Source organism: Streptomyces prasinopilosus, assembly GCF_001419695.1.
Lineage (GTDB): Bacteria > Actinomycetota > Actinomycetes > Streptomycetales > Streptomycetaceae > Streptomyces > Streptomyces prasinopilosus.
In genome coordinates, this window is sequence record NZ_LIRG01001050.1 from 1 (window position 1) to 1,127 (window position 1,127).

The 1,127-nt window shown below is 75.1% G+C and carries 1 protein-coding gene; it reads right to left on the reverse strand.

All coding sequences use genetic code 11. The annotated features are described in order from the left end of the window. A partial coding sequence (locus AOK18_RS30010; RefSeq protein WP_055696336.1) for a helix-turn-helix transcriptional regulator occupies positions 1–985 on the reverse strand: 985 nt, incomplete at its 3' end. Positions 986–1,127: the final 142 nt, after the last annotated feature.

Consider the following 1,127-nt stretch of genomic DNA (forward strand, 5'->3'; position numbering starts at 1 on the left):
CCAGGCCGGCCTGGGCCATCTTGACGCCCAGCTGGGTGCGACTGGCCGCGCCCAGCGTCTCCGAGAGCCGGGCGATGTGGGCCCGGCAGGTGCGCACGCTGATCCCGAGCCGCTCCGCGATCACCGCGTCCTGGTGGCCCTCCGCGAGGAGCGCCGCGATGGACCGTTCCCGGTGCGAGATGCCCTCGATGCCGGTGTCGGGGAGCGGGGCGGCCAGCGGGAGGGCGAGCCGCCACAGCCGCTCGAAGACCGTGCCCAGGTACTCCACCAGCGCCGGGTGCCGCAGTTCCAGGGCCATCGAGCGTTCGGCGTTGGCGGGGATGAAGGCGACCGCGCGGTCGAAGAGGATCAGCCGCTCGGTCACCTCGTCCAGCGTCCGCGCCTCCACCGCGTCGCCCATCAGCTCCAGGTACGTGTGCAGCCCCTGGCCGTGCCGGGCCACGTGCGTGTAGAGGTCCCGCATCCGCACCCCGCGCCCGCGCAGCGCCGTCGCCCGGTGCAGGCCCTCCGACAGCTCCGCCTCGCGCCGGATGCCGCCGGGCTGGACCGTGAGCACCTCCGTGGTGCACGCCTGCGTCGCCTCGTCCATCGCGGCCTGGATCCGGGCCACCCCGTCCAGCACCCGGATCGCCGGGCCCTCCTTGGCCGAGGAGGCGGAGGTCTGCGGTGACCGGGCCCCGCGGCCGAGGCCGGCGTACCACTCGAAGGCCTCCACGGCCGAACCCACGCGGCGCTGGCTCGCGCTGACCTCGTCGTACATCCCGCGCAGCAGCCGGGTCATGACCTCCTGCGGGGCGGTCGGCACCAGCCAGTCCATGTCGTCGGGGTCCGGGTGCAGCAGGGCCAGGTCCAGCAGGCAGGGCACCGGCTCCGCGTCCCGGCGGGGCACCCGCCCGCGCCGTACGGCCCGGGAGTACACGCGGTCCCCGAGGTCGCACAGCCGGTCAGCACCGTGTGGATGCTCGTCCGTCCCGCGCCCGGCCATCGCCCGTCCCACCCCCCGGTTCAGCCACTTTCCGATGCGCCACTATGCGCGGCCCCACCCGGCTCCGCAACACGGCTCCCGTCGGCACGGCCGCCTGAAACCACCGGTATGACCGCCTGTACCCCTGCCCCGTCCCGCCCCC